Origin of the sequence: Allopseudospirillum japonicum (assembly GCF_900108915.1) — a bacterium.
GTDB classification, from domain to species: domain Bacteria; phylum Pseudomonadota; class Gammaproteobacteria; order Pseudomonadales; family Halomonadaceae; genus Pseudospirillum; species Pseudospirillum japonicum.
Genome location: NZ_FNYH01000002.1, coordinates 213,872 through 240,256 on the forward strand (window position 1 = coordinate 213,872; position 26,385 = coordinate 240,256).

A 26,385-nucleotide genomic window follows, 5' to 3' on the forward strand; every position below is an offset into this window, starting at 1 on the left:
CATTAGTGATTGAGTTGCTGTGGTAACCAAGTAGCTAATTCAGGCCAAAAAGCTAATAACAGCAAAAGAATCAACTGCAGTAGGATGAAAGGCGCCACACCCCGATAAATCGCTGAGGTTGGAATAGAAGCCGGTGCCACACCCCGTAAATAAAAGAGCGCAAATCCAAACGGTGGTGTCAGAAAAGAAGTTTGTAAATTAAGTGCAATCATAATACCTAACCACACTGGATCTAAACCCATTTTCAGCAAAACAGGTGCCACAATAGGGACAACCACAAAAGTGATTTCAATAAAATCTAGGATAAAACCGAGTAAGAAAATCACTAACATAACTACAATTGTGGCACCAATAACACCTCCTGGCATGTTAGCAAACCAGTGCTCGACTAACTCTTCCCCACCAAAACCACGAAACACCAAAGAAAATAACGCCGCCCCAATTAAAATCATAAAAATCATGGCGGTCACATGTGTGGTTGAACGCACGACATCAATAAGCACTTGACGTTTAAGTTGTTTTTGCAACAACGCCAGCACAAAAGCGCCGAAAGCACCAACACCTGAAGCTTCTGTCGGGGTGGCCAAGCCAAATAAAATCGAGCCTAGTACGGCAATAATGAGGACTAGAGGGGGAATCAAACCCTTGACTAAGGTTAACCACACGGCTTCTTGTTGGGTACGCTCGGCCAGTAATTGCTCACGTGAGGCCACAGGTGCTAAATGCGGTTTCAGGTGGGCAAGTACGCTGATATACACAATATAAAGTACTACCAGCACCAAACCGGGAATTAAAGCACCAACAAATAAATCACCGACAGAAACCGTTTTAGGACTAAAAATACCCATAGAAAGTTGGGCTTGTTGATACGCGGAGGAGAGGACATCGCCTAAAAGTACCAAGGCAATAGAAGGCGGGATGATTTGCCCCAAAGTCCCTGTGGCGCAAATGCTGCCTGTCGCTAACGCAGGATCATAGCCCCGCTTGAGCATTGTGGGTAGGGATAATAAACCCATGGTGACCACAGTGGCACCAACAATGCCTGTTGATGCAGCAAGTAGCATACCGACCAAAGTGACCGAGATCCCTAACCCGCCTTTAAAGCGGCCAAACACGACTGCCATTGCATCCAGCAAGTTTTCGGCAACCTTGGATTTTTCCAACAACACGCCCATCAGGACAAATAAAGGGATCGCAATCAGCGTTTGGTTGGTCATAATACCGTATAAACGGTTTGGCATAGCCTCTAAATAGGAAGCATCGAATACACCTGCCAAACTACCTACACCGGCAAAAATAAGCGCGGTACCCGCTAAAGAAAAAGCTACTGGATAACCTAGCATTAACACTAAGCAAACCGCAGCAAATAAGACTAGAGGTAAAATATCGACAGCAGCCACTAAAGCATCTCCTCATTAACATGGTGTTCTGGTGCGGATGCCCATCCTAAAATCGCCATCAAGTTGCGCAAAATTTCGGCGATACCTTGTAAAGCGAGAGTGAAGACCAGCATAAAAATCATGCCTTTCAGGAGATATACCAAGGGTAAGCCACCTGCTTCGGGAGAAGACTCCTGCAACATCCAACTGTTAATGACATAATCCCAGCTACTGATGCCAATAAATAAAGTGACAGGTAATAAAAGGAGCAAACCGCCGCATAAATCAACCCAAGCTTGTGCGCGTTTGGACATACGACGATAAAAAATATCTACCCTGACATGACCATCATGTTTGAGGGTAAAAGCGACGGCACTCATAAATAAAAATGCGTGTAAATACATCACGGATTCTTGTAAGGCAATATTGCCGATATTGAGCAAATACCTTAATACCACCACAATCACACTGATAAACATCATCAACAGCGTCAACCAAGCGACACTTTTTCCTAAAACTTCCGTGGTTTTGTCTATGCCTCTAATCCAGCATTCCAGCTTGGAGGCGATGTGAGGTGTCATAAGCGATACCTTTATGATCTTATTAACCTAGGGTGCGTTTTGTTATAGAAACCATGCCAGCATGTGACAGCTTGCAGGCACTCGGTTAAGATGCGCTCCTTGAATTGGCCTTTCATGACAGGATGCTTATGTCACAAGAGATTCCCCTCACGCCTCAATTACCGCCTTATCCTGATCTTAACGCTAAGTTCTCTGCCGAGCTGTGCATGTTAGCCGATCTTGGCCGACTCAAAAAATTAAGCCAGCACATGAAGCAGCGCCAACGTCAAAATCAACCCACACAGCGTCTACAGGCACAATGGCAAGAGCTCTGGTTATTGAGCCAGCAAAAAGTTTGGCAACGTAGCCAAAACTGGCCCAACATCCATTTTCCAGAAGATTTACCGATTAGCCAAAAAAGCACGGAAATTATCGCGACGCTAGCGCAACATCAAGTGCTGATTTTGGCGGGTGAAACCGGCTCAGGTAAAACCACACAATTACCAAAAATGTGTTTAAGCCTTGGCTTAGGACAACGTGGCCTGATAGGGCATACCCAACCGAGGCGTTTAGCCGCACGCTCAGTAGCTGGGCGTTTGGCAGAAGAACTCGGTGTCAATCTTGGGGAGCGTGTGGGCTATCAAGTCCGTTTCACTGACAGCACGCAAGAGGATACCCTAATTAAGGTAATGACGGATGGAATTTTGCTGGCTGGGATCCAACAAGATCCCCTATTGCGTCAATATCAAGTGTTAATTATTGATGAAGCGCACGAGCGCAGCCTCAATATTGATTTCTTATTGGGCTACTTAAAAAATATTTTACCAAAACGCCCTGATTTAAAATTAATTATCACCTCTGCCACTATTGATGTAGAAAGATTTTCTGCACATTTTAATCAGGCACCTATTATTGAAGTTTCAGGGCGGACTTATCCCGTAGAAATTCGTTATCGGCCTTTATTTAAAGAAGGAGCAGCAGAAGCGGCAGATATCAACTTACAAGAAGGTATTTTACAAGCTGTTGAAGAGATTCAAGCTGTTGAGGTGGAAAAGAAATGGCATTTAGGGCCGCGTGATATTTTAGTTTTCTTACCGGGTGAACGTGAAATTCGTGAAACCGCGCATTATTTACGGAAAGCCCAGCTAAAACTTACAGAAATTTTACCTTTATATGCACGTTTATCCGCAAAAGAACAAAACCGTATTTTTGCACCGAGTACCAGTCAGCGGCGGATTATTTTATCGACTAACGTGGCAGAAACTTCATTAACGGTTCCCGGAATTCGTTATGTGATAGATCCAGGCTTAGTACGTATCAGCCGCTATAGTTATCGTTCTAAAATCCAACGTTTACCAATAGAAGCGATTTCTCAAGCCAGCGCTAACCAAAGAAGTGGCCGTTGTGGCCGTATTAGTGAAGGCTTGTGTATTCGCTTATATAGTGAAGAAGATTTCCAGCAGCGTCCTGCTTATACTGAGCCAGAAATCCAGCGCACAAATTTGGCAGCGGTTATTTTACAGATGCTTAATTTGCGTTTGGGAGAAATTAATCATTTTCCTTTTATTGATGCGCCTGATAGTCGCTTTGTTAAAGATGGTTTGCGTTTATTACATGAATTGGGGGCAGTGGATCAAAAGCATCAACTGACCCCCGTAGGGCGTCAGCTAGCACGCTTGCCACTAGATCCGCGCTTAGCGCGCATGTTATTAGAGGCGGATCGTCAACATTGTTTGCATGAGATTTTGATTATTACCAGTGCATTAAATATTCAAGATCCGCGGGAACGTCCAATCGAAAAACAGGCGGCCGCAGACGCGAGCCATAGAGAATGGCAACATCCAGATTCAGACTTTTTAAGCTGGTGTACTTTATGGGAGCAATATGAGCAACAACGACAAGATTTATCACAAAATCAATTAAAAAAGTATTGTGATAAAGCTTATTTGTCATTTTTACGCATGCGTGAATGGCGGGATACCCATCGTCAATTAAAGCTTTTATGCCGTGAATTAGGCTTAAAAGAAAATACTCAAGAAGCAAGTTATCAAAATATCCACACGGCATTAATTAGTGGTCTTTTATCGAATTTAGGCCAGTTACACGAGGATAAAACCTATTTAGGCGCACGCAATCGGCGTTTTGTACTTTTTCCCGGTTCAGTCTTATATAAAAAACGCCCTAAGTGGGTTTTAGCAGGGGAAATTGTAGAAACGTCTCAAGTGTATGCACGCACTTTAGCGAAAATAGATCCTGCATGGGTCGAGCCTTTGGCAGAACACTTAATTAAACGCCAGTATTTTGAGCCACATTGGGAAAAAAAACGCGCTCAAGTTGTTGCTTATGAAAGAGTCACTTTATATGGCTTAGATTTGGTGAAAAAACGCCGTATTCACTATGGTCCTTTAGATCCAGAGAATGCCCGTGATATTTTTATTCGTACGGCCTTAGTCGAAGGCCATTATCAAACTAAGGCGCACTTTTTTACCCATAATCAGGCGCTGATTCATCAAGTCCATGAGTTAGAAGCAAAAGCCAGACGCCGCGATATTTTGGTGGATGATGAAACTTTATTTGAGTTCTATCAAGCCCGTATTCCTGAACATATTCATCAAGGGCGTAGTTTTGAACGTTGGCGTAAGCAGGCCGAAGCAAAAGATGCGCAAATTCTTTTGCTCACGCAAGCCTATTTAATGCAGCGTCAAGCGGAAGAAATTACGGTGGAAGCGTATCCAGATGAATTTTTATGGCAAGGGGTGGCTTATCAATTAACGTATCAGTTTACGCCTGGAGAGGCTGCCGATGGGGTAACTTTGAGTACACCAGCTTCCATGTTACGCCAGCTCCCAAGTGCGCGCCTAGAATGGTTAGTACCTGGCATGTTGGCAGATAAGTGTCTGGCATTACTGAAAAGTTTACCCAAGCAAGTACGCAAAAATTTTGTGCCCTTACCTGATTATGTCCGTGCGGCTACGGATGCTCTCGTGCCCGATAATGTGCCCCTGACACAAGCCTTAGCATTATTTTTATATAAAATCACTGGGGTGAAAATCGCCCCTGAACACTGGCAACCCCAGAGTTTAGATGCGCACCATTATATCAATATTCGTGTGCTGGATATGCAAGGCAAGGTGTTGGGAGAAGGCCGTGATTTAGCAAAATTACAGCAGACGTTTGCGCAAGATGCGCAGGCTGGCGCACAAGCCTTGGCCTCTCAACACTTATGTCCCGCGCCCTTTACAACTTGGCCTGAGGCGTTACATTTGCCTATGGCTTTGGAACAAAAACAGGCGGGCATTCGCGTCAAAGCCTACCCAGCTTTGATTGATTTGGGCGATAAAGTAGAAGTCCAATTACTCGATCATGCGCAAAAAGCGCAATATGCCCATCAGCAAGGCGTGTTACGTTTGTGTCGTTTGCATCTTGCAACCCGCGAAAAAGCTTTGCTGAAAACCTGGCCGTTATGGTCCAAAGTGTGTTTGCTGTTTCATCCTTTAGGGACAAGTGCTCAAGCGGCTGAAGAAGTGTTACAAGCCTTGTGTCAACAAGCTTTTATTGATCCTTACTTGCAGCAGCAACAAGCTTTACCGCGCAATGCGGCGGAATTTGACGCCTTCTTTACCCAAGGTGAAGCACAATTGGCAAAGCTAGCCCCTGGGTTATTGCAAGCCTTAGTGAGCGCCTTAGAGATGCGTCTTGAGTTAGCCAAAGCATTAAAAGGACGTTTATCTTTTGCGTTAGCGATGACCTATAAAGATGTGCAAGCCCATCAACAGCAATTGTTTGCCAAAGGTTTTATCCGTGATGCAGGTGCTTGGTTAGCAGAGTACCCACGTTATTTGAAAGCAGATCTTATTCGTTTGGAAAAAGCTGGACGTGACCCGATACGGGATCAGCACTTTGCCCAAGAGCTACAGCAAGGCTACGAAAATTACTTGTTGAAACATCAAGAATATTTGAAATTAGGGTATGCTAACTCGGAGTTAATCCTGTATCGCTGGATGTTGGAGGAATACAGGGTCTCTTTATATGCACAGCACTTAGGCACAAAAGTCAGTGTCTCTGGTAAGCGCCTGCAACAGCAGTGGCAGCAAGTCAGTCATCAAGCTGCCGTAGATCAAATATAAATTGCCTTTGACTTGGACAAAAATTTATATTGAGCCTTACTAGGTATAAGGGTCCCTTTTCTCCGTGATGCTAAGATCAAGAAAAAAATAGGAGCAAGTCTATGGCGACTAAACCGAATAAAGCTGTGTTAAATGGCAGCAATCAAGATATTTCCTTGGGATTTAATGCTTCCGTAGTGGGTTCCTCTGGACGTGAATCCATTCAGGTGGCCAGTGGTGTGGATGTCAGTATCACAGGTGGAGCAGGTGACCGAATTTTATTGACGGGTGATGCAGCTGATTACACCTTTACCCAACAAGGCAGTAATCTGCTGCTGACTTCAGGTGGTCATACTATTACCTTAGCAATTGGTGGTGAGCTGCGTCTGATTTTTGCTGATATAGAAGTGATTGCAGCACCTGGGTTTACCGCAGAAGGCTTCCAGCTTGCTGTCGGTGAGCAAGTTGTCGGGGCAAGTTTTGATGTTAGCCAGCTAGTGGCTGCTGAGCCTTCTTCTTCTAGTGAAGATCCCAACGACCCACCAGCGGCCAAAGCCAATAAAGTGATCTTAAATGGGGATGATCAAGATATTACACTTGGGTTTGATGCGTCCGTGGTGGGGACTTCAGGGCGGGAGAATTTAACCTGTGAGCCTGGCGTAGTTGCAAACTTTACCGGTGGTGCAGGTGACCGCTTAATCCTTACTGGTAATGCAGCTGATTATGACTACCAGCAACAAGGAAGCACTTTATTGCTGACCTTGGGTGGTAAACAAATCAGCTTAGGCTTAGGTGGTGATTTACGTATTGCTTTTGCAGACAAAGAAGTCAGTGCTAAACCTGAATTTGGTGCAACAGGTCTACAAATTAAATTAGGTGGGCAACTTGTAGGGAATGGTTTTAAACCTGGTGATATGCTGCCTTTTGACCAAGAAACAGATACCACCACAGATACGAGTACAGACACCGCAAACACGAGCACCGATGATGCTTTATCGGGCAGTGATGGCCAAGCAGATATTTTTGTTTACCATATTGATAGTAATCCAAGTACCAATCAACAAGGTACTTTGTGGGCGGGAAATAGCGGCCGCGATACAATAGATAACTTTGAAGTAGGTGTTGATAAGTTAAAAATTATCGATGATTCAGGGCAAATCAATACCCTAGCAGAGTTTACCGCAGGCTTTACAGGATTGGGGGATGCAGGGATTAACTATGCAGCAGCCATGAGTGGCGGTCAGTTGTTGATTCAGTTTGGTCCAAGTGAAGCAAACCCGAATCTTGCTAATAATATCAGTGGTATTGGCGAGCTACGTATCAGTGGTGTTTCAGGTACTGTGACTGATGGCGCTTCTTTAGTCGCCGCTTTGGGCGGTGAATCCGCTATTTTGTTTGGTTAAGTGATACTTGTTTCACTGAAGCTCGCTGGTAACAGTGGGCTTTTTTTGTGCGGTTATACTTGATTATTTTACTCAGATTAAACTTGTCTCTGTCCCCTAGTTTTCTATAGAATATAAACCTATAAAATAAAATTTCTTTATAACCAAGGATCAGCTTGAGGAGTACGTATGGCCTTTGTCGTCACTGATAACTGTATTCGTTGTAAATATACGGATTGTGTTGAAGTGTGCCCCGTGGATTGCTTTTATGAGGGCCCTAACTTTTTAGTGATTCATCCTGACGAATGTATTGACTGTGCTTTGTGTGAGCCTGAATGTCCGGCAGGAGCGATTTATTCAGAAGATGAGTTGCCTGATGAAATGCAGCCGTTTGTAGAACTCAATGCGCAACTGGCGGAAGTATGGCCGAATATTACCGAACAAAAAGAGCCACTGGCTGAAGCCGCACAATGGGATGGGGTTGCCAATAAATTACAATATTTACAACACTAGTGCTAGATGGCAAAAGAAAAGGTGGCTGATCTAGCCACCTTGGTATCCTGTAAAATCTAGCGAATATTAACCAATACCGTCATCTTCAGGGTGATGGGTTGGTACAAGTGCTGGCGCACGATCACATAAACTAATAATTAAGCGCGCAATTAAATCATGCATAATAATGGTGTGATGATTGTTTGTTTGCTCATAATACTGCTTAATTTCATGTTTAAGCTTGGTGTCACCACTGACTTCCACAAGGATATCGACTTCGCCCGCCTCGCGCACCATCTGCATCGGTTCTTGATAACAAGCTAAGCCATGCTCGCGGGCTAGTTGCATCCCTGGCGAATTCATATCAACATCTGCTACCCCTAAGACCCGAATATAGGAATAAGCTAGCAAGTCTTTGAGCAAAGGTGTCCCTGTACGCCCAGCACCAATAAGGGCAATACTGACTTGATCACGCATTTTCGACTCCTTTTTATTGATTGTAGATTCCATCACCTCAGCGGATCGCTGATGGCTTTGCCAACTAGGCATTTTCAACATATTGTGTAATAAAATCTGTTACTTTATGTAATTATTAGGACATTTGCGCATGGCATTATTAGAAACGCGTCTATTAGAAATCGACCGTCGTGGTTACCGGAGTTACCAAAAAATCAAAGGGGAATACACGTATTCGGACTACCAAATATATTTGGAGCATATCCAACTTGACCCGCATGCTCCCCCAAGTCGGGTACGTATTGTACGTCCTTGGGCGCCGATTAAACTAGACTTTTTGCTTGAAAAATCAAATAGCTATCAAATAGCCGCGCGAGATTTTATTGCGCGCCAATTGTATCAACTCCTGCATAAACACCCACACCTGCAAATGCAGCGTCCTAGCCAGCATATTTTGGATGCAACTCAGGTGATTTTTCAGCCGGAAGGTTTGGAAATCCGCGTCGAAGTTCATTTACCCGAACAAGAACGCAAGGTAATGGGCAAGCAAGCCATCACTTTATTGACAGAAACTTTACCTAAGTTAGTGCGTAAAGTGACCTCTATCCATGAATTGGATATGCAAGCCCTAGAGATGCATGCACACCTAGCGGAAGATCAGGAGGCATTACGCGCTCAATTAGCCGACGCCGGTTTGGTCGCCTTTGTTGCCGAAGGCAGCTGTTTACCGCGTTTGCATGGCAGCTCTGACAAACCCTTGCCAGATGCGCATCCTTTACAAGTGCCTGACAGTCTAGCAGTGACTTTACATGCGCCTCACGCAGGCGCCATCAGAGGGTTAGGGATTAAACGGGGCGTGACCTTGATTTTAGGGGGCGGTTTTCATGGGAAATCCACCTTGTTAAAAGCGTTAGAAATGGGGGTCTACAACCAGATTGCAGGTGATGGGCGCGAATATTTAGTGACTGATCCACAAGCCGTCAAAATACGTGCTGAAGAAGGGCGCTGTGTCCATCAGGTGGATGTTTCTCCCTATATTAATCATTTGCCTTTTGCACAGAACACGCAGGCATTTGTTACGCAAAATGCCTCAGGTTCCACCTCACAAGCGGCCAGTGTGCAAGAAGCCTTAGAAACTGGTGCAACCTGTTTATTATTGGATGAAGATACGTCCGCTACTAATTTTATGGTACGCGATCAACGTATGCAGGCGCTGATTGCGACCCAAGATGAGCCTATCACCCCTTTGATTGATAGAATTCAGGCACTCAAACAAGTGCACCAAGTTTCTTTCTTGATGGTCATGGGGGGAAATGGAGATTATCTGGATGTCGCAGATACCGTCATTCAAATGCGTAATTTCCAGCCCGTGGATATCAGTGCGCAAGTACGTGAGATTTGCCAAACCTATCCTTTAACGCGTCCACAACTGCCGCCTTGCCCCGCCTTAATGCCTAAGACGCGGGCGTTAAAATGTGCCAGTATTCGCAAAGCGTTAGATAAAGGGAGTTTCCGTATTAAGCTCACTGACAATCAGCGCCAAGTGCGTTTTGGTCACGAGCTGATTGAAACCCAAACCCTAGAGCAAATTGCTGCACCGGCACAATTGTTAGCCTGTGTATGGCTATGGGTGACTTGGCTAGATCCAAGCCTGAAGCTAGAAAAAAATCCTAGTGCGCATCTTAATGCGCTGCTTGCTCGCCCAGATTGGTACAAGCTGTTACCACAAGACCGAGGTGATTTGGCCAAACCCAGAGTGCAAGAGGTGATGGCAGTCCTAAACCGGATGCGTATTGCAGATTTTTCTGTTTAGGGGATGTTTATGGATTATCTTCAAGCTCTAACACCTGCGCACTTGGATTGGCAAAATCAACAACCTTATGCACAAGATTTTGCCGATGTGTATTTTTCGCGCGATCAAGGTCTAGCAGAAACTCACTACGTGTTTTTGCAACAGAATCAGTTACAACAACGTTGGTCACAATTGAGTACAGGCCAACATTTTGTAATTGCAGAAACAGGTTTTGGCACTGGGCTGAATATGCTGGCAGCCTGTGCACATTTTATGGAAACTGCGCCTGAGGGGACGTATTTACATTTGGTATCGGTGGAAAAATATCCGCTTACCCGAGAGGATCTTACGCGAGCTTTGGCCGCTTGGCCGCAACTTGCATCTTATAGCACACCTTTGTTAGCCGCTTATCCGCCATTAGTGAAAGGCAGTTACCGTTTACAATTAAGCCATAGGGTGAGTTTAACCCTGCATTTTGGTGATGCATTAGCCATCTTAAGCCAGCTCGAAATGCAAGTTCATGCATGGTTTTTAGATGGTTTTGCACCTGCGCGTAACCCAGACTTGTGGCAGCCTGCATTATTTACTCAAATGGCACGTTTAAGCGCCCCAGATGCAAGCTTTGCTACCTTTACTGCTGCGGGTATGGTCAAACGTGGTTTACAAGAAGCTGGCTTTCATGTGCGCAAGGTGGCGGGTTTTGGTCGCAAACGTGAGATGTTAAGCGGCTATTTGTTGGCCCCCACAAAATACGCACATGCAAAAGTGCCTTTTTTCTATACACCCAAACCTAAGCAGCCGCCACAAGCTGTCACCTTGATTGGTGCTGGGATGGCGGGTGCGGCTAGTGCCCGTTTTTTAGCTGATTTAGGGGTAAAAGTACGGGTATTAGAGGCCGCCACTCAGGTTGCAGCAGGAGCTTCTGGTAACCGTCAGGGGGCTTTATATATTAAGCTGGCGGCGCAAGCCAATCGCCATAGTGCTTTTTATTGGCAGGGTTTGTATCAAAGTTGGCAGCAACTTCAGCAAATGTCTAAGACATTATGGGACCCTTGTGGTGTCCTTCAATTGGCGTATAACGCGCAAGAGCAAAAACGTCAGCAAGGCTTTTTACAAAATCTCTCTTTACCAGAAGCTTGGGTACAAGCTGTCGATGCACAACAGGCAAGCCAATTGGCTGGTGTCCCTGTGCAGCATAGTGGATTATTTTTTCCACAGGCAGGCTATGTACGTCCAGCGCTTTGGTGTCAGGCTTTATTGGATCATCCGAATATAGATGTGATCACTGGAGTTGAGGTGACGCAACTGCATTTTGATGCTGAACAGCATGTTTGGCATTTGTTCAGCCAAGATGCAACAGTGTATCAAGCAAGTCATGTGGTGCTTGCAAATGCTTATGCTGCCAAAAAGCTATTAGCACAGATGGCTCCTTGGTTACCGATTAAATCAATTCGTGGACAAATAACGCATTTAGCCACACAGCAGGCAGTGCCCCAGACTGTGATTTGCCATGAAGGTTATCTAGCACCACCATTAGAAAACACGCTTTGTTTGGGTGCGAGTTTTAATTTAGGGAGCCATGTTGAAACCTTGTGTGCGCAGGATCAAGCCAATAATTTGGCACTTTTGCAACACGCCTTACCTGAGTTTGCTGCAAGTTTGAATACCCCCTTGGCTCCTTTAGCAGGACGTGTTGGTTTCCGTTGTACCAGTCCGGATTATTTGCCTTTGGTCGGGCCGATACCGCAAGAAGCTGGCTTTAAACAAATGTATGCGCCCTTGAGTAAAGATGCCAGTTGGCGACCTGAGACACATTCGCCGTATGCCCCCTATTGGCCTCACTTGTGGGTTAATTTGGCGCATGGGTCGCGTGGATTGGCTAGTGTTGTATTAAGTGCGCAGATTTTGGCAGCACATATGGGGTTGATCCCCGCGCCTGTGAGTGCGGATCTGCTGCAAGGTGTGCATCCAGCGCGTTTTTTAGTGAAGGCGTTAATCCAAGCTAGGACTTAAACCAACGCCAGATCCGACCTAGGCTCAAACGTAGATAAACCCTTAGAGCGAGAAAACCACCCAAAGTCATCACACTAATGGCAGCTAGGGCAATCACTTCTGCTTGTAAGGTATCAGGCCAGCGTTTTGGTAATAACAGTAGGGCAGCACCACCAATAAAAAAAAGGCTGCTGCCAAGCAGGTAATAACGCAATAACAAACAGGTCTCGCAGGATGTTGACCAGAGTTGTCGCCAAGAAGATGGGAGTTTATTAGGCATAACGTTCCAACCAGTGCAAATTAAAACGCCAAGTTTCGTCTAAATGTGGGCCTTGTTTAGGAAGATGGCGCAGATGGATCCCCATCCAAGCGCATAAAGCCCGCATCTCTTCTGCACTTAAGTTTGCACCAACAAAAGGGATTTCTAGCTGTTGTTGGCGTACAAGGCGAAAGTGTGGCGCTAATAGGCGTTGACTTAAGTGCTCATATTGAGGTTTGGCCAAATGTAACTGTTTACGCAAAGCGCCAAAATTATCACTGGCTACACTCAGCCAAAGTAAATGGCCGCCAACAGGTAAAATACGGACTAACTCTTGTACTACAAGACGTTCTTGCACCACCAACGCAAGGTCAGCTTTTTGCTTTAAAATCGGGACATCCACCCGTGTTGCCGCCATCCAGTGAATCGCTGGGGTCTGTGCCGAGGCATAAGCTAAATGTTCAGTTTGTGTGTCCAGCCCCAACATAAAAACGCGTAAATTACGTAATAGATAGCGTCGTAAGCGGGCTAGCCAATGGCCGCGACCACAGCCTAATTGAACAAGACGCACAGAAGCTAGTTCGCGTGATTGGCAAGACGCCAGTGCCCAACGATTGACTTGATCAGATAAAGTTTCAAAACCTTGCTGCAAAAGTACCTGCATCCCCACAGGCTCGCCTATGGGCTTGCAGGTTGGGCGTTGTACTTTGCGTAAATCAACATAACCTTGGGCATTTTTGCTAAAAGCATGTTCACCACAGGTATAAAAATGTGCATGTAGATCAACACGCAAGCCACGCCCGCATAAAGGGCATTTCAACCAGATTTCATCACGTGCTTCCAAACGATGAATCTGTGCTGAGATCGGAATTAACTGGAAGGGAAATTCCGGCATACATTAACTCGTAGGCTTGGTAAGCAAATGTTGCAAAATACGATAATAAATTTTGACGAGAGTTTCTAAATCCTGCGCACGCACATGCTCATTCACTTGGTGAATACTGGCATTGACAGGTCCGAGTTCTACCACTTGGGTGCCCATAGGTGCGATAAAACGGCCATCGGAAGTGCCACCAGAAGTGGATAGCTCTGGGGTAAAACCTTGAATACTCTCAATGGCAGCAACTGCCGCATCAACCAAGCTGCCTTCGGGCGTGAGGAAAGGCTCACCACTGAGGGTCCATTGGATGTCATAATCTAGCTGGTGTGCTTGCAAAATGGCTTGAGTACGGGCTTGCAACTCGGCGGCAGTCACTTCGGTGGAAAAACGGAAATTAAAGAGAATTTCTACTTCACCTGGAATGACATTCGTGGCGCCAGTCCCTGCTTGGATATTGGAGATCTGCATACTGGTCGCAGGGAAAAAGGCATTACCCTGATCCCAAACTTCTTGAGTTAAGGCGGCAAGAGCCGGTGCGACTTGATGAATCGGATTACGTGCCAAATGCGGGTAAGCAATATGGCCTTGAATACCTTTAACGGTGAGACGTCCATTTAAAGAACCACGACGGCCATTTTTGATCACATCGCCGACCGTTTGGGTACTGGATGGCTCGCCTACAATGCACATATCCACTGGGTATTGGTGTGCCTGTAAATATTCGACCACCTTAACAGTACCATTGATTGCTGGGCCTTCTTCGTCACTGGTGATTAAAAAGCCGATAGCACCTGTGTGTTCTGGGTAATCAGTGACAAAATCTTTTACCGCAATCATCATGGCCGCTAAGCTGCCTTTCATATCCGCAGCACCACGCGCATATAAGATGCCGTTTTCATCGAGTGTGGGTTCGAAAGGGGGCGTATTCCAGCGGGTTAACGGGCCTGTTGGCACCACATCGGTATGGCCTGCAAAGACAAGGCTAGGGCGTGCTTGTCCGCGCACGGCCCATAGATTCTCCACCTCGGCAAATTTCAGTGGCTGGATAGTAAATCCTAACGGTGCCAAAAAATCTGCCATTAGCTGCTGGCAGCCTGCATCATCTGGAGTTATGGAAGGACGGCGTAGCAGTTCCATTGCCAAAGCAAGCACAGGGGATTGAGTATCCGACATGTAAGGGCCTCTGAATAATTGCACTGATTTAAAGCAATAGTGTAACAGATTTGCCTATTCTTGAGAGGTTCCCTTGAAGCGTCCGCCAATAAAAAACCCCTAGCTTTGCGGCTAGGGGTGGGCGATCTTAAATGTTCGCTGATTAAACGCTAGCTAATGCAGTGTTTAAGGTCGCGCTTGGACGCATGACTTTTTTCACTGTATCACGGTTAGCATGATAGTAGCCGTCGAGCTCAGCAGGCTTGCCTTGACACGCCGCTAACTCAGCAACGATTTGCGCTTCGTTTTCGGCGAGGGTTTTGGCTAGATCAGCAAACTGAGCTGCCAGTGTAGGATCTTCTTGCTGTTGGGCAACTTCTTGCGCCCAGTACATCCCTAGATAGAAGTGACTGCCACGGTTATCAAGTTCGCCGGTTTTGCGTGAAGGCGACTTGTTGTTTTCCAACAAGCGACCAGTTGCAGCATCTAGGGTTTTGGCCAAAATACTGGCGCGTTGGTTGTTTTGCTTGCGGCCCATATCTTCTAAGGAAACCGCTAAAGCAAGGAACTCACCCAAAGAATCCCAACGTAAGTGGTTTTCTTCTTCGACTTGCTGTACGTGCTTAGGTGCAGAACCGCCCGCGCCAGTTTCATACATACCACCGCCGTTTAGCATAGGCACGATAGAAAGCATTTTGGCTGAAGTACCCAGTTCCATAATGGGGAACAAGTCTGTGAGGTAATCACGCAATACATTCCCTGTGACGGAAATTGTATCTAAGCCACGTATCATGCGCTCCATCGAGAAACGAATCGCTTCATTGTAAGACATGATATGCAGGTCCAAGCCTTGGGTATCATGCTCTTGCAGATAATGCTCGACCTTATTTTTGAGCTGCATATCGTGGGCACGTTCTGCATCTAACCAGAAAATTGCAGGCGTGGCAGATAAACGCGCACGATTGACCGCAAGTTTGACCCAATCGCGTACGGCTTCATCTTTAGTTTGACATGCACGCCAGATGTCACCGACTTCCACATCATGCTGCATTAATACAGTGCCTTGAGCATCGACAACACGCATGATACCAGGGGCTTGAATTTCGAATGTTTTATCGTGAGAGCCGTATTCTTCTGCTTTTTTGGCCATCAAACCTACGTTAGGAACGGTTCCCATCGTGGTTGGATCAAAAGCGCCATTGGTTTTGCAGAAGTTGATCATTTCCTGATAAATACGTGCATAGGTAGACTCAGGCATAACCGCCTTGGTGTCTTTAGGCTTGCCATCTGGTCCCCACATTTGGCCACCATTACGGATCATTGCTGGCATGGAAGCATCAACAATAACGTCAGAAGGCACGTGGAGGTTGGTGATTTTCTTCACAGAATCCACCATGGCAAGCTCGGGACGATTCTCGTAGCAGGCGTGGATATCTTCTTCGATTTCTTCGCGCTTAGAACGTGGCAAGCTAGCAATTTTATCGTAAACGCTACCGATACCATTGTTTGGATTCACGCCTAACTCTTTGAAAAGTTCGCCGTGTTTTTCGAATAAGTCTTTATAAAAAACGGTTACAGCGTGGCCAAAGACGATAGGGTGCGAAACCTTCATCATGGTAGCTTTCACGTGTAACGACCACATGACACCGGATTCTTTCGCGTCTTGTAAGGTTTCTTCAAAGAAAGCGCGTAAGGCGTTGCAACTCATGCGCATGCTGTCGAGGATTTCGCCTTTTTCTAAGCCGAGCTCTTTTTTTACTTCGACTTGGCCGTTTTGATCAAGGAACTCAATGCGTACTTGAGTTGGCTCGGCGACTGTGATGGATTGCTCGCTGGAGAAGAAATCACCATCACGCATATAATCTGCATGGGAACGTGATGCCTTGCTCCATTTGCCCATCGAATGTGGGAATTTGCGCGCATAGGCTTTGACAGCAGGGGGGGCACGACGGTCTGAGTTACCTTCACGCAACACAGGGTTAACCGCGCTGCCTAGAATTTTGCTGTAACGTGCCTTGATGGCTTCCTCGTCTGCATTAGCAGGGGCTTCTGGATAGTCAGGAACTTGATATCCTTGTGCTTGCAGTTCTTTGATACAGGCTTTTAACTGAGGGATGGAAGCACTAATATTAGGTAATTTAATGATGTTTGCATCAGGATCTTGTGTGAGTTGACCTAGAAAAGCTAGGCCGTCTTCAACGCGTTGTGCTTCGGTGAGATTTTCGGGGAAGGCAGAAAGCACACGACCAGCAAGCGAAATATCGGTGATTTTGACATCAATATCTGCTGCTTTAGTAAAAGTACGTACAATGGGTAATAAAGAACATGTGGCCAGTGAAGGCGCTTCATCTGTTAATGTGTAATAAATGGTATTTTTGTTTGTAGTCATTTTTCATCCCCAAATTTATCTGCTTGATGCCTCAAGGCGTTACCTTATCAGTAGCATGCCGACACCCTCTACCAAGAGGCCAAGCTATTTTAGTAGGTTTTGCGCGGCAGATTATACCGAAAGAATGCGCAAGGTAACACGTTTCGCCTTTGCACTTAAGGATAATACCCTGGGGTTTTTTGTAAAAAATCTACAGTCTGGGCAAAGTTTCTGCAGTTAAACTTTCACCTTTTGACACATATCTACTTTTATGTGTGCAATCAGCATAAGATGATATCAAGCTTGCCAGTAATTCACCTTTGCTTACAGGTTTTAGATGCAAAACCGAGTAAACTCCTCCCTTGGATACCGGCATTGGACACCTTAGAGGTCTTGGAGTGACACAAAAAAACGCCACCTTATATACTCATAAACGCACCTTAAGTTTAGTGCTTTTGCTTGCTTTAGGGGCCATTTTACTACTTTGGCAACGTTGGCAAGTGCAAATAGATGCCTACATTAATCAAAGCCGGTTCCAACTAGAAAGCCAATACTATGGCTTTTTACAAAAGCACACACATTTTATGGATGTGCTTGCTTCTCATATGATGGCGCGTGAAGATGTATTAACTATGTTAAATATGGCAAATCAAGATGAAGCTTGGCGACGTCAAGCCGCACGCCATGAGCTTTATTTAACTTTAGCAGAACCTTATTTACAACTTGGCCACTTGGGAATCGAACAAATGCAATTTGTTAACCGCCAAGGGCAAAGTATCTTACGCTTACATGCACCAGATCATTATGGCGATCCAATTCAAACCATCCGCCCTAACTTTAGTTTATTAGCACAACGCCAACAGCCATTATATGGTTTTGAGCAGGGTGCTTTTTTTAGCGGATTTCGAGGTCTATATCCTTTATATCAAGCGAAAGAATATCTTGGTGTACTTGAGTTTGGCTATGCTGCCAGCACACTTGCAAAAGCATTAAATACTTTAATGCCAGCAGATTATTACTTGTTAGCTCCTATGCCAAAAGCACAGGCATTACAGGATTATTTAGAAAAAGAAAATACATTACGTCACCAACATCTAGATTTTCTGCCGGATCATTATCTGCAACTTTTGTGGAACTCGCATACACAAACACCAGACGCTTATGCACTAGAACACATCAAAAATTTATTATCCCAGCAAGAAGAAGCCAGAACTTGGCTGTACAGTCAGCCACAGCAAGCTGCTTGGTATCGTATCGATCAGTTGAATAATTGGTGGGTGTTGTATTTATTGCCAGTGCGAGATCCACAACAAAATATTAATACTTGGATTTTGGTGGTGGAACATAATGGTGTATTACAAGAGCTATTTATTAATTGGCTAGCACAAGTTGGGATTATTTGTTTGCTTACTTTATTACTGCTTGCTTGGCTACGCCAATTACAAGTTGGTGCTAAAGGGATGCAAACCCTCATGCTGCACTTGGATAATGCACAAAAAATCGCCCATTTTGGTAGCTGGGAATACTCAGCAGCTGAGGAGCGTATTTATTTGAGCCTAGAAGCCCGACGTTTATTAAATTTGGACACAGGGCAAGACTATATTAGTTTGCCACATTTATTACAGGTGTTAACCCCAAGTCAACAAGTTCAGGCCTTACAACAAGATATCCAAGAAATGCTCGGCGGCAAGATTAATGAAGCTCGTCAACGTCTAGAATTATACCGTCCACGCTTGTCGGTTTTGGTATTAGATGTGGCTATGTTTGCATTGCGTGTTGCAGGGCAAAGGCAACGTATTTTCGGGGTGATGCGTGATGTGACCCATGAACACCAGATGCGTCAGCAGCTACGCGAGCAAGAAGAACTCTTTCGGACGCTATCAGAAAAATCCCCCTTGGGTGTCATCTTATTTCGTGAGTATCCCATTTATGCCAATGCGGCAAGCTGCAAATTGTTGGGTGTGGAGTCCAGCCAGTTAATGCGCACCCCAATTTGGCAAGTCTTTGAAGAAGGGGATAGAGAGCTGGCTTATGAGACCTTGCAACGACGCTTACGCGGTGAATTATTGCAAGAAGTGCGTGAATATACCATCCCTGTCACCACAGAAGAGCAAACACGCTGGATTTTATTTAAAGCTTCTACGGTACAACATGAAGGCCAACCTTTAGGGATGGCAGTACTTGATGATATTAGTGAGCGTTTATCGCGCGAGCAGCATTTAAAGTTCTTGGCAGAACATGATGCACTAACGGAATTACCTAATCGTCGTATTTTGCAAGCGCGTTTACGGCAATTGGCTGGTGAGTCTAGTTTAAATTGGTGTGTCTTATTTATGGATTTAGATCATTTTAAATTTGTGAATGACACTTATGGCCATGATATTGGGGATCAGGTACTGATTCAGTTTACCCGCATTGTTAAATCACAAATGCGTAAAACGGATATTTTTGGTCGTTGGGGCGGAGAAGAATTTGTGCTGTTAGCGCCTGCATCGGATATACAAGAAGCACGCAAACTGGCAGAGCGTATTCGTATTGCAGTGAGCAAAGCCGACTTATTGCCAGATCAAAACAAGCATCAAACTGTGAGTATTGGTCTTGCTCAGTGGCAGACAGGACAAGATTTAGATGAGCTGTTGCAACAAGCAGATGCGGCTGTCTATCAAGCTAAAACAGATGGGCGCAACTGTGTGCGCGTTTACACTAACTATTGTGCTTTGCCGGAGTCGCTTGATCGATAGCTTTACAGGAGCGTCTTGGCTATCCATTCCTTCATAAGGAAAGCCCCCTTTCGGGGGCAAATGTCGAGGAAAAAAAGAATTAAAGCGGTTGCAACTGAATTTCTACACGACGATTTTGTGAGCGCCCGCTTTCTACACGATTATCTGCTACTGGTTGAGACTCACCATAGCCCATCATCATTAAGCGACTGATAGCAATCCCACCGCGTGCCAGATAATTACCGACAGCATTGGCTCTTAACTCGGACAAGCGCTGGTTGTAAGATTCTGAACCTATGCTATCGGTATGACCTGCAACCAGCACGCGTGTTTTTGGATATTCTTTCAAAACAATTGCCACAGAATCCAGCACACTATAGGCGCTCGAGTTGAGTTGCGTGGCATCGTTCGCAAAAGTAATGGCATTTGGCATATTTAAAATGATGTTTTCGCCATTACGAGTGACGCTGACGCCGGTTCCTTGCAAACGCTGGCGCAACTTAGTTTCTTGCACATCCATGTAATAACCAATCCCACTACCAAGAGCAGCACCAGCGGCCGCACCGATTAACGCTTTATCTAAACGGTGACTGCTGCTGTGGGTTGCGCCTGCAATGGCTCCAACACCTGCACCTATCATAGCGCCTGTTGTCGCGTTAGACGTTTGCTGCTCGCCTGTGTAAGGATTCACAGTCGCACAACCACTCACGATCAAACTCATCGCCAAAGGAAGGGCATAAAAGCGCAATTGAGAAGCTTTACTCATTTTAAATTACCTGTTTATGGCTAAAAGAAACATACTTGTATAAAGTGCGACTTGAAAGTCGCGTTCAAGTCTAGCTTTTTTGTGATATCAGGAGTAGCTTGCCTGTACCTTTGCTAGTAAGCAAAAGAGAGCAATAAATAGCAAGCATGCAGTGCACAAAAAAACCATGCGCTAAGTCAAATAAAATAAATTTGCGTGTTAATACAAAGTCGCCTTGCAGTGTCTCTAGAAACCACTAGATTTACCCTAACGTGTGTGTTGCAAGTGCGAAATCCCCAAAGCTTCCCTTGGCTTGTTAGAGTGGTTTTTAGATAAGGGTATTGCCATCTAAGGCGTCAGCTTAAAGCAGGAAATAGCACTTACCTTTGAGCACTTGCTTGGTATAGAATGCGCGTCCGGTCGATTTTTGCCGCAAAGTCTGTGGGAAAATCGTGATTTTTACTGATTATCGACTTTATAACATGGGTAGAACTTATGGCTCGCAGTCTGGGTTTCTTCGCCGATCTAGAATATTCATTGGCAGCTAAGCTATACAGTACCCGCTGGCTTCCTCGCTCTTACCGTAAGCATCAAATGACGATGCGCTTATTTCAACGTGCAGCGGATGCCGGCCACTTAAAAGCTTTATCAACTTATGGACACTTGTTATTTCATCGTGGTTTAAGTGAGCAAGATAAGGCACAGGGCGCAAGTTACCTACTGCGTGCAGCTCAATTGGGTGAGCCGAAAAGCCAATATCAGGCGGCTTGTATTTATGAAAAAGGCTGCCATACCTACAGACGCAGTGATGAAAAAGCCGTCACTTGGTATGCTCGAGCTGGCGAGGGTGGCCATTATCTGGCAGCGATGCGCCTTGCGGAAGCTTACGCGCATGGGGATTTGGGTTTACTTCAATGTGAAAGTAAAAGTCGCCATTGGCGTGAGCTTGCGTTTGCAAACGCAAAGCGTGCTCATGAATCTGTCCAAGAATTAGCAAAAACCGCGTAAACCCTCGCCCAATCGGGCGGGGATATAAACAGCATGATCAAAGCCACGAAAGTACGCATCTACCCCACACCCGAGCAGGCAGATTTTTTAAACCGCCAGTTCGGTGCTGTGCGCTTTGCGTATAACAAGGCTTTGCATATCATCAGCTTATTGCCGATGCCAGCTGGTCAGCTTTGATCCAGAAGCTGGAATATAAAGCCAAAGAGTAAGGCAAGCATCTGGTTAAAATCGCCTCCTGGTTCGCCAGCTCCAAGACCTGCTCCTGCTGTGGGCACAAGGTAGACATTCTGTCCTTGTCAGTACGCAAGTGGACATGCCCTGTTTGTTCAGCAGGGCTTGACCGCGACACAAACGCTGCGATCAATATCCGTCAGCAGGGTGTGTCAAACTAAGGGCCGAAGGACTGTCGGTTCCTGCCAATGGAGGCTTGCGTCAATCCGGCCACGCGCCGGTTGCGGCCTGACAAGTTGGAAGCCTCGCCTGTCAGGGTGGGGAGCAGTCACGCCTGTGCCGTTGCTAATAAAGCTTGTGCATGTGCGATTGTATGGTCTGAAACGTGAATCCCGCCCAATAAACGTCCTAATTCCTGAATCCGCCCTTGAGTATCTAAGACTTGAACTTGTGTGCGTGTTTCTTCTTGTTCAACATGCTTACTAATACGCCAATGCTGATCCCCCAAGGCGGCAACCTGTGGCAGGTGTGTAATGCACAAGACTTGCCCTCTATGACCAAGACGTTGCAGTAAGCGCCCAACAATTTCTGCGGTGGCACCAGAAATTCCGACATCTACTTCATCAAAGACCCAAGTGGGTGTCCGTCGCGTTTGGGTACTTACCACCTGGATCGCAAGACTAATGCGTGACAATTCTCCACCAGAGGCAATACGTACTAAGGGTTTTGCTGGCTGGCCTGGATTGGTGGCAATGTAAAATTCTAATTGATCTGTGCCAGTGGCTGTGGCACTGCTCGTTTGTAATTGCACCTCAAAGTGTGCATTGGGCATCCCCAAAATATGTAAATGTTGATTCACCTCTGTGCTTAACGCTTGCCCCGCTTGCTGACGTGCTTGAGATAACTGGTGCGCAGCTTGCTGGTATTGTGCTCTAGCCGCTTTAATATGTTGTTCTAATATGTCTGAATCTTGGTTTTCCTGCGCTAGTTGCTGTAAATCTCGGCTAAGGCGCGCATGGAGCTGGGGTAATTCTTGCACTGCGACCTGATGTTTTCGTGCGATACGATAGATTTGATCCAAACGTTGCTCAACAAAGTGTAAGCGCTGCGGGTCCAGTTCCAAGGTAGAGACATAATGCTCTAACTCACGTGCACTTTCTTGTAATTGGATGCGTGCTTCCTGCAGCATTTTTAGGACATTATCCAAACGCGGATCTTGATGCGCTTCCAAAGTTTGTAAGGCTTGATGGGTCGCTTGTAACGCGCCACCATTTTCTTGATCACAAAGTTTTAAAGCGTGTTCACCTGCACGAATGAGACTTTCCGCTTGCGATAATTGATATTGCTCTGCCTCTAACTGCTCGATTTCGTTGGCTTCCAAAGCAAGTTGTTCTAACTCTTCCCATTGATAACGTAAAAGTTGTTCTTGGGCGGCTAAAGCGGCTTCTTGTTGCTGGCGGCGGATGTGTCGTTGTTCTAATTGTTGCCAATGGCGGTAAAGATGGCGGATTTGCTCGACTTGGGGTTCGAGGTGCGCAAATTCATCTAAAAGTACCCTGTGATTATCTGGTTTTAATAATCTGTGGTGTGCATGTTGACTATGCAAATCAAGCAAATGGCTACCGAGTTCTTTTAACTCGCTGAGGGTACAGGTGTGACCATTAATCCAAGCACGAGAGCGTCCACTACGGCTAACAACTCGGCGTAACCAACATTGATCTTGGCTATCTTGATAGCCTTTCTCTTGTAGCCAGTGCTGGGCATCTTTTGTGAGTTGGGCATAAGTAAATTCTGCTTGGATTTCTGCCTGTTTGGCACCGTGGCGTACGCTGTCGGCATCAGCGCGATCTCCTAAGACCAAGCCCAGTGCAGCAAGCAAGATCGACTTGCCTGATCCTGTCTCTCCGGTAATCACCGTCATCCCAGAGTGAAAGCTCAAGGTAAGATGATCCACAATGGCTAGATCTTGAATACTTAAGCTAGACAACATACAAGCGGTTTCCTCAAAGTGGGGAAAAAGGTGAAAAAGCATACCAGAGGTTGCCAGCTCAAAGTGAGATTTCCAAGACAAGCGAGCCTCTAGGCAGATGTGTGCTCAGCTGTAATACAAGAGATTTTATCCTACACCTTGAATCCCTTGAAAGCCTCCCCATATTAAGGCGTATCTCGATTGAATGCCTCAGTAACGGAGATCCCTTATGAGTACGCAGGATACGCAAAGCCAACAGCAAGAAACGCAAAATCCAGAGTTGGAACCACAAACAGAGACACTAGAAGCATCGACAAGTGATACCTCTGATGTCAGCACACATATCCAAACCCTAGAAGATGAGCTGGCGCACACAAAAGACCAGTTGTTGCGTGCGGCGGCTGAAATGCAAAATGTACGCCGTCGTGCAGAACAAGACGTTGAAAAAGCGCATAAATTTGGTTTGGATAAGTTTGCGCGTGAGTTGCTAACTGTTGTGGATAGTTTGGAAAAAGCGTTGGAAAATGCCCCACAAGAGGCTTCAGAGGCAGAGCAAAGCTGGCGTGAAGGGGTCGAGATGACGTTAAAACTTCTGCTCGATACCTTGAAAAAATTTGGGGTTGAACAAATAGATCCTATGGGCGCACCTTTTGATCCTCAAGTACATGAAGCGATGAGCTTAGTACCTAATCCGAATGTAGAACCAAATACAGTCATGGCGGTGATGCAAAAAGGTTATACCTTGCATGAACGCTTATTACGCCCAGCGATGGTGATGGTGTCTTCTGGCTAAGTGCGAAAAAATCTTGTTGCCTAGGCTTGAAATCTGCATCACAGCGCCAATATTCACAGCAAGATCGTTTTTACAATTTCTTTTTTAACTCTCCCCAAAGACTTTGGGGCAAATAAATGAACATTTTGGCAAGCTTGTAAGCCAACATCTAGGCCTTAATTGACAAGCTGCCAATGCCAGCTAAAAAACGCGGAGATTTTTATGGGACGTATTATTGGTATTGACTTGGGTACAACCAACTCATGTGTTGCTATTTTAGATGGTGACAAGCCTAAGGTCATCGAAAATGCCGAAGGTACACGCACCACGCCTTCTATCATTGCCTACACAGACGACGGCGAAACCCTAGTTGGTCAAAGTGCTAAGCGTCAAGCGGTAACGAACCCTAAAAATACCTTGTTCGCTGTGAAGCGCTTGATCGGTCGCCGTTTTGGTGACGATGTGGTGCAAAAAGACATCAAAATGGTACCTTATAGCATTGTAGAAGCGGACAATGGCGATGCTTGGGTCGAAGTCAAAGATAAAAAAATGGCACCGCCGCAAATCTCTGCGGAAGTGTTGAAAAAAATGAAGAAAACCGCCGAAGATTACTTAGGCGAAGCCGTGACCGAAGCGGTCATTACTGTACCGGCTTACTTTAATGATTCTCAGCGCCAAGCGACTAAAGATGCAGGTAAAATTGCTGGCTTAGATGTTAAGCGGATCATTAACGAACCCACAGCAGCAGCCCTAGCTTACGGGATGGATAAAGACCGTGGCGATAAAGTTGTGGCAGTTTACGATCTAGGGGGTGGTACCTTTGATATCTCCATTATTGAAGTGGCTGATGTCGACGGTGAAAAACAATTCGAAGTTCTTGCAACCAATGGGGATACCTTCCTTGGTGGTGAAGATTTTGATATGCGCCTTATCGAATACTTGGCAGAAGAGTTCAAAAAAGATCAAGGCATGGATTTACAAGGTGATCCTTTAGCCATGCAGCGTTTGAAAGAAGCGGCCGAAAAGGCAAAAATCGAGCTTTCTTCTAGTCAACAAACGGAAGTCAATCTGCCCTATATCACAGCAGACCAAAGTGGTCCTAAGCACTTAAATGTCAAAGTAACGCGCGCTAAGTTGGAATCCTTGGTGGAAGATTTGGTAGAGCGTTCTTTAGCACCGTGCCGCATCGCGTTAGAAGATGCAGGGTTAAGCGCAGCGAAAATCGACGACGTAATTTTGGTCGGCGGACAAACACGGATGCCTTTAGTGCAAGAGCGTGTCGCCAACTTCTTCGGTAAAGAAGCCCGCCGTGATGTGAACCCAGATGAAGCAGTCGCTGTAGGTGCAGCGATTCAAGGTGCGGTACTTTCTGGTGACGTAAAAGATGTGCTCTTGCTGGATGTGACCCCTTTGACCCTAGGGATTGAAACCATGGGTGGGGTGATGACACCCTTAATTGAGAAAAACACTACGATTCCAACCAAGAAATCTCAGGTGTTTTCAACCGCAGATGATAACCAAACTGCAGTAACCATTCATGTACTGCAAGGCGAGCGCAAAATGTCAGGCCAGAATAAATCCCTAGGTCGTTTTGACTTAGCGGATATCCCGCCTGCACCACGCGGTGTGCCACAGATCGAAGTGACTTTTGATATTGACGCCAATGGTATCTTAAACGTTTCTGCGAAAGATAAGGCGACAGGTAAAGAACAATCTATCATCATCAAAGCATCTTCTGGTCTATCGGATGAAGAAGTAGAAAAAATGGTCCGTGATGCTGAGGCACACGCTGCTGAAGACAAAAAGTTTGAAGAACTCGTCCAAGCACGCAATCAAGCAGACGGCATGATTCATGCCACACGTAAAACCATTAAAGAAGCCGGTGATAAAGCAACCGCAGCAGAAAAAGAAGCGATTGAAAAAGCGATTAGCGACTTAGAAGCTGTGTTGCAAAGCGACAATAAAGACGAGATTGAAACCAAAACCCAAGCTCTGGCAGAAGCCTCCGGCAACTTAGCGCAAAAGCTCTATGCAGAACAAGCACAAGGAGAGCAAGCAAGCCAGGCGACAGATGCAGGCGCGAAAAAGCCAGCGGATGACGCGGTTGATGCTGAGTTTGAAGAAGTGAAAGACGATAAAAAATAAGTTGGCTCCAAGTACTCAGGGTTCCCCTAGACCCTAG

Annotated in this window: 20 protein-coding genes; 11 read left to right on the forward strand and 9 right to left on the reverse strand. The window is 45.7% G+C overall.

Going from position 1 to position 26,385, the window contains the following annotated elements; translation table 11 throughout:
• Window positions 1-2: 2 nt before the first annotated feature.
• Together BMX05_RS03310 and BMX05_RS03315 are read right to left on the reverse strand one after the other, a co-directional pair.
• Entirely contained in the window at window positions 3-1,400 is a 1,398-nt protein-coding gene (locus BMX05_RS03310; protein WP_281246212.1) for a TRAP transporter large permease, read from the reverse strand.
• The gene (locus BMX05_RS03315; protein ID WP_093308539.1) at window positions 1,400-1,960 is read right to left on the reverse strand and encodes a TRAP transporter small permease subunit; all 561 of its coding nucleotides are present in this window, start codon (window positions 1,958-1,960) and stop codon (window positions 1,400-1,402) included. Before BMX05_RS03315 ends, BMX05_RS03310 begins: the two co-directional genes overlap by 1 nt.
• 128 nt (window positions 1,961-2,088) lie before the next feature.
• Here BMX05_RS03315 and hrpA point away from each other — a divergent pair, with 128 nt between their 5' ends.
• The 3 genes from hrpA to fdxA all read left to right on the forward strand — a co-directional run bounded on the left by hrpA (window position 2,089) and on the right by fdxA (window position 7,940).
• A complete protein-coding gene (gene hrpA, locus BMX05_RS03320) occupies window positions 2,089-6,066 on the forward strand; it encodes an ATP-dependent RNA helicase HrpA (protein ID WP_245710416.1) in 3,978 nt (1,325 codons plus the stop codon).
• A 101-nt stretch (window positions 6,067-6,167) separates the two neighbouring features.
• On the forward strand, window positions 6,168-7,448 hold the full coding sequence (locus BMX05_RS03325) for a calcium-binding protein (protein WP_093308540.1): 1,281 nt from the start codon (window positions 6,168-6,170) through the stop codon (window positions 7,446-7,448).
• A 168-nt stretch (window positions 7,449-7,616) separates the two neighbouring features.
• Window positions 7,617-7,940, forward strand: coding sequence for a ferredoxin FdxA (gene fdxA / locus BMX05_RS03330; protein ID WP_093308541.1), 324 nt, complete (start codon window positions 7,617-7,619; stop codon window positions 7,938-7,940).
• Window positions 7,941-8,006: 66 nt separating this feature from the next.
• Here the strand turns inward: fdxA and BMX05_RS03335 are convergent, their stop codons facing one another.
• Window positions 8,007-8,396 carry a hypothetical protein gene (locus tag BMX05_RS03335; protein WP_093308542.1) on the reverse strand — a complete coding sequence of 130 codons (390 nt, stop codon included), beginning with the start codon at window positions 8,394-8,396 and terminating at the stop codon, window positions 8,007-8,009.
• Between the two features lie 130 nt (window positions 8,397-8,526).
• Between BMX05_RS03335 and BMX05_RS03340 the strand changes: the two genes are divergently transcribed.
• The gene (locus tag BMX05_RS03340; protein ID WP_093308543.1) at window positions 8,527-10,188 is read left to right on the forward strand and encodes an ABC-ATPase domain-containing protein; all 1,662 of its coding nucleotides are present in this window, start codon (window positions 8,527-8,529) and stop codon (window positions 10,186-10,188) included.
• A gap of 9 nt (window positions 10,189-10,197) precedes the next feature.
• Window positions 10,198-12,180 carry a bifunctional tRNA (5-methylaminomethyl-2-thiouridine)(34)-methyltransferase MnmC2/FAD-dependent 5-carboxymethylaminomethyl-2-thiouridine(34) oxidoreductase MnmC1 gene (gene mnmC / locus BMX05_RS03345; RefSeq protein ID WP_177166769.1) on the forward strand — a complete coding sequence of 661 codons (1,983 nt, stop codon included), beginning with the start codon at window positions 10,198-10,200 and terminating at the stop codon, window positions 12,178-12,180.
• Here the strand turns inward: mnmC and BMX05_RS03350 are convergent.
• The 4 genes from BMX05_RS03350 to BMX05_RS03365 all read right to left on the reverse strand — a co-directional run bounded on the left by BMX05_RS03350 (window position 12,170) and on the right by BMX05_RS03365 (window position 16,839).
• Window positions 12,170-12,439: a hypothetical protein gene (locus BMX05_RS03350; RefSeq protein WP_093308545.1), complete on the reverse strand. Its 270-nt coding sequence runs from the start codon at window positions 12,437-12,439 to the stop codon at window positions 12,170-12,172. The genes mnmC and BMX05_RS03350 overlap by 11 nt on opposite strands.
• The gene (locus tag BMX05_RS03355) at window positions 12,432-13,313 is read right to left on the reverse strand and encodes a class I SAM-dependent methyltransferase (protein WP_093308546.1); all 882 of its coding nucleotides are present in this window, start codon (window positions 13,311-13,313) and stop codon (window positions 12,432-12,434) included. The genes BMX05_RS03350 and BMX05_RS03355 overlap by 8 nt, the downstream gene beginning before the upstream one ends.
• Before the next feature lie 3 nt (window positions 13,314-13,316).
• A complete protein-coding gene (gene dapE / locus BMX05_RS03360; protein WP_093308547.1) occupies window positions 13,317-14,471 on the reverse strand; it encodes a succinyl-diaminopimelate desuccinylase in 1,155 nt (384 codons plus the stop codon).
• Window positions 14,472-14,613: 142 nt separating this feature from the next.
• The gene (locus BMX05_RS03365) at window positions 14,614-16,839 is read right to left on the reverse strand and encodes an NADP-dependent isocitrate dehydrogenase (RefSeq protein ID WP_093308548.1); all 2,226 of its coding nucleotides are present in this window, start codon (window positions 16,837-16,839) and stop codon (window positions 14,614-14,616) included.
• A 377-nt stretch (window positions 16,840-17,216) separates the two neighbouring features.
• Between BMX05_RS03365 and BMX05_RS03370 the strand changes: the two genes are divergently transcribed.
• Window positions 17,217-19,559, forward strand: a complete 2,343-nt coding sequence (locus BMX05_RS03370) for a diguanylate cyclase (protein WP_093308549.1) — start codon at window positions 17,217-17,219, stop codon at window positions 19,557-19,559.
• A 79-nt stretch (window positions 19,560-19,638) separates the two neighbouring features.
• Here the strand turns inward: BMX05_RS03370 and BMX05_RS03375 are convergent, their stop codons facing one another.
• Complete coding sequence (locus tag BMX05_RS03375) at window positions 19,639-20,304, reverse strand: YiaD family glycine zipper/OmpA-like lipoprotein (protein WP_093308550.1); 666 nt, start codon at window positions 20,302-20,304, stop codon at window positions 19,639-19,641.
• A gap of 474 nt (window positions 20,305-20,778) precedes the next feature.
• Between BMX05_RS03375 and BMX05_RS03380 the strand changes: the two genes are divergently transcribed.
• From BMX05_RS03380 to BMX05_RS12955, 3 genes are read left to right on the forward strand one after another with little or no spacing between them, the layout of a single operon-like run.
• The gene (locus BMX05_RS03380) at window positions 20,779-21,291 is read left to right on the forward strand and encodes a tetratricopeptide repeat protein (protein ID WP_093308551.1); all 513 of its coding nucleotides are present in this window, start codon (window positions 20,779-20,781) and stop codon (window positions 21,289-21,291) included.
• Between the two features lie 33 nt (window positions 21,292-21,324).
• The gene (locus BMX05_RS03385; RefSeq protein WP_218138972.1) at window positions 21,325-21,468 is read left to right on the forward strand and encodes a helix-turn-helix domain-containing protein; all 144 of its coding nucleotides are present in this window, start codon (window positions 21,325-21,327) and stop codon (window positions 21,466-21,468) included.
• Between the two features lie 50 nt (window positions 21,469-21,518).
• Window positions 21,519-21,683 carry a zinc ribbon domain-containing protein gene (locus BMX05_RS12955; protein ID WP_395854922.1) on the forward strand — a complete coding sequence of 55 codons (165 nt, stop codon included), beginning with the start codon at window positions 21,519-21,521 and terminating at the stop codon, window positions 21,681-21,683.
• Between the two features lie 107 nt (window positions 21,684-21,790).
• On the opposite strand, the gene recN is transcribed toward BMX05_RS12955, so the two are convergent.
• Complete coding sequence (gene recN, locus BMX05_RS03395) at window positions 21,791-23,452, reverse strand: DNA repair protein RecN (RefSeq protein WP_093308552.1); 1,662 nt, start codon at window positions 23,450-23,452, stop codon at window positions 21,791-21,793.
• Window positions 23,453-23,660: 208 nt separating this feature from the next.
• On the opposite strand from recN, the gene grpE reads away from it, so the two are divergent.
• Together grpE and dnaK are read left to right on the forward strand one after the other, a co-directional pair.
• Entirely contained in the window at window positions 23,661-24,224 is a 564-nt protein-coding gene (grpE, locus tag BMX05_RS03400) for a nucleotide exchange factor GrpE (RefSeq protein ID WP_093308553.1), read from the forward strand.
• Window positions 24,225-24,425: 201 nt separating this feature from the next.
• Entirely contained in the window at window positions 24,426-26,348 is a 1,923-nt protein-coding gene (dnaK, locus tag BMX05_RS03405; RefSeq protein ID WP_093308554.1) for a molecular chaperone DnaK, read from the forward strand.
• The last annotated feature ends 37 nt before the right edge of the window (window positions 26,349-26,385 follow it).

Bases quoted from the DNA above. Each gene is read 5' to 3' on its own strand.
- BMX05_RS03315 (WP_093308539.1), bottom strand. From the start codon at position 1,960: ATGACACCTCACATCGCCTCCAAGCTGGAATGCTGGATTAGAGGCATA.
- hrpA (WP_245710416.1), top strand. From the start codon at position 2,089: ATGTCACAAGAGATTCCCCTCACGCCTCAATTACCGCCTTATCCTGAT.
- BMX05_RS03325 (WP_093308540.1), top strand. From the start codon at position 6,168: ATGGCGACTAAACCGAATAAAGCTGTGTTAAATGGCAGCAATCAAGAT.
- fdxA (WP_093308541.1), top strand. From the start codon at position 7,617: ATGGCCTTTGTCGTCACTGATAACTGTATTCGTTGTAAATATACGGAT.
- BMX05_RS03335 (WP_093308542.1), bottom strand. From the start codon at position 8,396: ATGCGTGATCAAGTCAGTATTGCCCTTATTGGTGCTGGGCGTACAGGG.
- BMX05_RS03340 (WP_093308543.1), top strand. From the start codon at position 8,527: ATGGCATTATTAGAAACGCGTCTATTAGAAATCGACCGTCGTGGTTAC.
- mnmC (WP_177166769.1), top strand. From the start codon at position 10,198: ATGGATTATCTTCAAGCTCTAACACCTGCGCACTTGGATTGGCAAAAT.
- BMX05_RS03350 (WP_093308545.1), bottom strand. From the start codon at position 12,439: ATGCCTAATAAACTCCCATCTTCTTGGCGACAACTCTGGTCAACATCC.
- BMX05_RS03355 (WP_093308546.1), bottom strand. From the start codon at position 13,313: ATGCCGGAATTTCCCTTCCAGTTAATTCCGATCTCAGCACAGATTCAT.
- dapE (WP_093308547.1), bottom strand. From the start codon at position 14,471: ATGTCGGATACTCAATCCCCTGTGCTTGCTTTGGCAATGGAACTGCTA.
- BMX05_RS03365 (WP_093308548.1), bottom strand. From the start codon at position 16,839: ATGACTACAAACAAAAATACCATTTATTACACATTAACAGATGAAGCG.
- BMX05_RS03375 (WP_093308550.1), bottom strand. From the start codon at position 20,304: ATGAGTAAAGCTTCTCAATTGCGCTTTTATGCCCTTCCTTTGGCGATG.
- BMX05_RS03380 (WP_093308551.1), top strand. From the start codon at position 20,779: ATGGCTCGCAGTCTGGGTTTCTTCGCCGATCTAGAATATTCATTGGCA.
- BMX05_RS03385 (WP_218138972.1), top strand. From the start codon at position 21,325: ATGATCAAAGCCACGAAAGTACGCATCTACCCCACACCCGAGCAGGCA.
- recN (WP_093308552.1), bottom strand. From the start codon at position 23,452: ATGTTGTCTAGCTTAAGTATTCAAGATCTAGCCATTGTGGATCATCTT.
- grpE (WP_093308553.1), top strand. From the start codon at position 23,661: ATGAGTACGCAGGATACGCAAAGCCAACAGCAAGAAACGCAAAATCCA.
- dnaK (WP_093308554.1), top strand. From the start codon at position 24,426: ATGGGACGTATTATTGGTATTGACTTGGGTACAACCAACTCATGTGTT.